The organism is Planktothrix sp. FACHB-1355 (assembly GCF_014748295.1).
Lineage (GTDB): Bacteria > Cyanobacteriota > Cyanobacteriia > Cyanobacteriales > Aerosakkonemataceae > Aerosakkonema > Aerosakkonema funiforme_A.
The window spans coordinates 1-4,271 of the sequence record NZ_JACJUP010000572.1 but is presented as its reverse complement, the minus strand read 5'-3'; the positions used below and the strand labels follow the sequence as shown (position 1 = coordinate 4,271).

4 protein-coding genes are annotated in these 4,271 nt (G+C 44.9%); all 4 read left to right on the top strand.

Features of this window, described 5'->3' with window-relative positions:
• The coding region (locus H6S82_RS20880; protein WP_191056645.1) for an RNA polymerase sigma factor at window positions 1-639 on the top strand (639 nt) is incomplete at its 5' end.
• Window positions 579-2,234: a tetratricopeptide repeat protein gene (locus tag H6S82_RS20875; protein WP_190474785.1), complete on the top strand. Its 1,656-nt coding sequence runs from the start codon at window positions 579-581 to the stop codon at window positions 2,232-2,234. The genes H6S82_RS20880 and H6S82_RS20875, both read left to right, overlap by 61 nt.
• 114 nt (window positions 2,235-2,348) lie before the next feature.
• Window positions 2,349-3,464, top strand: coding sequence for a LamG domain-containing protein (locus H6S82_RS20870; RefSeq protein WP_190474787.1), 1,116 nt, complete (start codon window positions 2,349-2,351; stop codon window positions 3,462-3,464).
• Window positions 3,465-3,712: 248 nt separating this feature from the next.
• Window positions 3,713-4,228 carry a hypothetical protein gene (locus H6S82_RS20865; RefSeq protein ID WP_190474789.1) on the top strand — a complete coding sequence of 172 codons (516 nt, stop codon included), beginning with the start codon at window positions 3,713-3,715 and terminating at the stop codon, window positions 4,226-4,228.
• Window positions 4,229-4,271: the final 43 nt, after the last annotated feature.

Genomic DNA, 4,271 nt, shown 5'->3' with positions numbered 1-4,271 from the left:
CTCAAAGCTTGGGAGAAGAGTCGAGACTATGCTCATGCGATCGCCAACTTTAAAGCTTGGTTGACTCGATTAACCCATAATATCTGCGTGGATATACGTAGAGAGTCCAAGCGATTAGCGCATCGGGTGGAAAGTTGGGATCTGATCGCCCAGCAGCGGGAGGAGCAACTGGTTTCTCAGTCCCATACACCAGAAAATGCTGCTATGCGAAGCGAATTAGAAATAGTCATCCACCGTGCAATTGAGGAATTACCGCCCAGACTGCGCCAACCTTTTATTCTGCACTTCATTGAAGAGAAATCTTATCAGGACATCAGTCAACAGCTAGGTATCTCCTACGATAACCTTTGCAAACGCATTTCTCAGGCGCGAGCAATTCTGCAAAAGCGTTTAAAACCTTATTTATCAGGGCTTGATGTGTCTCCGTTTGATTCCTCCGATCCATTTAGGAAAAAGGCCAAATCTGGAGTAGAGAAATTACCGTACTCAAGCATCAGGGCTGAGGTAAAAATCCCGCCAACCTTCAATCAAAAAGAGCGCTTTGGCCGTAGCCCTAATTATTATCAAATCACAGCAATATGTCTCGAAACACTAGCTCATGCCTGGTATCAGTCACCCAGTCCTCTGGGGTGGAGTTGAATGTTCACCTTGTTTTAGACGAAAAGCCAATCCGCCAAGACCAAAAGTTAAAAACATTAAGTCAGTACGTGCAGCAGTATGCTTCTGGCTGGAAAAAACGCTTGGAATTGGCCGAACTTTTCTACGCAATCGGTCAATGGGAGCAAGCGGTGGAGGAGTATCGTCAAGTGATCGATCGCCAACCCCAATTAATTGATGTGCGGTTGAAATTGGGGAAATTGTTGCAGTTAATGGGACGGGAAGCTGAGGCGATCGAAGTTTATCAGGATGCCTTACCGTTATCTGGAAATAAAGCCACAGAGCAATACATTACCGGAGCGATCGCACTTTGTCAAAGTGACATTCCCAAAGCGATCGTTGCTTTTGAAACAGCCGCTCACCTAGAACCAGATAACGCCGCTCACTGGCTAGTTTTGGGACAATTGCATATGGGGAGAGAAAATCCTGTGGCGGCGTTACAAGCCTTCGATCGGATTTTGTCAATTAATCCAGATGATATTGTCGCCTTGATTCACAGCTATGATGCGCTAATGGCGCTGGGGAATGTTGGGGAAGCACAAGAACGTTTGAAGAAAACGATCGCTTTAGATCCCGATCGTTTGTGGGTACTGCAACGACAATTGGACGATCGTTGCCAGATGAGATTGGTATCTGGCGAGCAGGGGAAGCAGACTAAAAAGATGATTGGCGCTGCTCTCCAACAAGCTACTCATGGAGCTGATGCTCACAAATCCCTGGCATACTATCACATTTTCCGAGGTGACTGGGAGCAAGGGACAAGGATATTAGCGCAGTTTACGGAGGAACACCCGAATAATCCTAGCGGTTGGTATCACTATGGGCGATGCTTGTTCCATACAGGGGAATATCAGGCGGCGGCTGAAGTGATGCGAAAAGTTTATCGTCTGTATCCCCAGGATTGTGAAATCTATCGGGCGTTGTGCGAAATTTTGCCTCTTGAAGCTCACCCCCAACTCCTCTCCTGGGAAAAGAGGGGAGTAAGAGGAGTAAAAGCACAAAGGGATAACATCACCCTTGCTTCGATCGTAGAAGAGATGTTGGAGCGTTTTGCCGATCGCTGGAGTGTTTGGGCGACGGCGGGACGAGTGCTGGTGGAAAGTTTTCAAGAGATGGAACGGGGGTGCAGTGTTTCTCTGCAAGCGACGCAACTTCAGCCCCAGCTAGCTGATGCTTGGTTTTGTCATGGACGAGTGTTGGCTTTGGCGGGGAAACATCAGGAAGCTGTGGCGGTTTCGATCCAAGGATGGCAGTTGTTAGCAGAAAAGCAGGGATATTTGCAATCCGTGTCTGCTGCGGTGTGGCTGGGCGAAAGTTACCGAGCGCTGGGGGATGAGAGCGCTAGCCGCAAGTGGTGGGCAGAAGCTTGTCAGGAAAGTCAAAAACTGAGGTTATTTAACCCAGTTATGGCTGATTACTGGCAAGGGAGGGCTTTAGAGGGATTGGGCGATGCTATGGGTGCGATCGAGCTTTATCGAAATGCCTTGAGTCAGCAGTTGCTCTATCCCGTTCGCCAGGAGGTCGAGGCAGCTTTAAAACGCCTAAAAGCGAAGTGGCGAAAGAGTTCTCGTCCTTGATACTGATTTTCCCGGTGCATTTTTTTGGCAAAAAAACGCCTCTAACTCGAAAAATTCAGAAATTGGCTTTGAGAAACGTCTTAAGAGTATAGATTGCGTGTAGGATATCACTTGATGAAATTACTGACAAGAGTTTGTCTGGCTTTGTTGTTGGCTGTAACCATTACGTTTGGCAGTTTTCATCGAAAAGCTAATGCTCTGCCTGGAGCAAATTTTCTCGCTCAAATACCTGTTTATACTGCAAGCGACAAAGTTTCCACCTTTAACGGCATCAATGAATGTGACAAAGTTGAGAATAGCGATGCGATCAACTTTGCTACCAATCAGGATTTCACCGTAGCGGTTTGGATTAAACCTGATAGCGAACAAAAAGACCTCAAATATGGAGATAATGATGTTGTTGAAAAGTGGGTCTCTGGGACTGGGGGATATCCTTATGTGATTCGCTACCTAAATTCAAAAGCGGGGAATAACGCTGGAAAAATTGTTGCCGCCCGCTATGATGGCAAAAATAATCCTAGTGTGTACTCAACGACTAAAATTAATGATGGGAAATTCCATCATGTGACTTTTGTCCGCAGTACGGAAAACAATCAAGGCAAACTCTCTCTCTATATTGATGGAAAACTAGAGGCTACCAATCAGGATACGACTGCGGGGAATACCAAAAATAATAGTTCCCTCTATCTCGCTTGCCGAGGTTATTCTCAGAATAGTGGGTTCAATTATTTCGCGGGGAGTATCAATGGTTTAGCTATTTATAATGTTGCTCTCACTCCAGAGCAAATTCAGGCAGTAGTTACCCCGAATTTTCCACCAGGTATAGTTCCCATTAATAGTGCTTCACAAACTGGTGAATTGACAGTATTAGCTAATGAATCGAAAAAACTACCCGGCTTAGTTAACACATTGAATCAGCCTGTCACAGTAAAAATTAGTGCTGAAGGAGTGTGGCAAGCAGCTGCATCAGGCGAACCGAATGGCAAATCAGTTGATGCTAATGGTATCCCTGGTGTGATTTACAAAGAATGGCTATTCCCTGAATTGAATTTAGGCACCCTAGTAGCAGAAGTTAAAGACGCAAAAGGGGTGAGGAAATTTATCAAGAGCGGGAAAGACCAGACGTTTGAACTGCAACCAGGAGAGACAGCTTCTTTCATTTTCAATGATGGAATTCCCTACTTTACTGACAACACTGGCAGTCAAAAAGTTAAGTTTTCCATTAAGTAGCTGTCAAACCAAGGCGTAAGAAACCGGGTTTCTGACTCTTGAAACAGTACAGCATAGTAGCAAAGATACAGGCATAGCAATTCTAGCTATTCTGTATGAGTGCGATCGCTCGTTATTCCAAGGTGTCTTTTCAAAGGAGAGAGCGATCGCAAATTATCAAAGCCAAAGCTGACTGCACTTGTTTTACCCTGCTTACGGAAACCTTAAGCAAGCGCTAAACTCCAAATCTCGAAGGAATTTTCGTTGATATGAAATTCAAATCGTTTTTGTCTACCTTTGTGGTAGTAATGTTTGCAATTGCGATCGTCTTTGTCCCTGCACCAGCTTTCGCGGCACTTACTCCCATCAATACGGATTTACAAAATGGTGAATTAACCGTATTAGCAACTGAATCCAAAGATTTACCCGGCTTCAGTAACAATTTGAAGTATCCCGTCACAGTAAAAATTAGCGCCGAGGGAATGTGGCGAGGCGCTAAAGCAGGTGAACCAAATGGCGATGCAGTAGATGCTAATGCTACCAGTAATGTTAAATACGAAGCATGGCTATTCCCAGAGTTGAAATTAGGCACTCTAGTAGCAGAAATCAAAAATGCAAAAGGAGTGAGGAAATTTATCAAGAGCGGGAAAGAACAGTCGTTTGAACTGCAACCGGGAGATACAGTTTCCTTCATTTTTAATGATGGACTGCCATTCTTTAGCGACAATAGTGGAAGTCAAAAACTTACAGCGGTTCCCGCTGTAAAGAGGTACAATAAGATATGATTGTTGTAGTCAAAGCTAATGAAAGCATATTCCCTCGATCTGC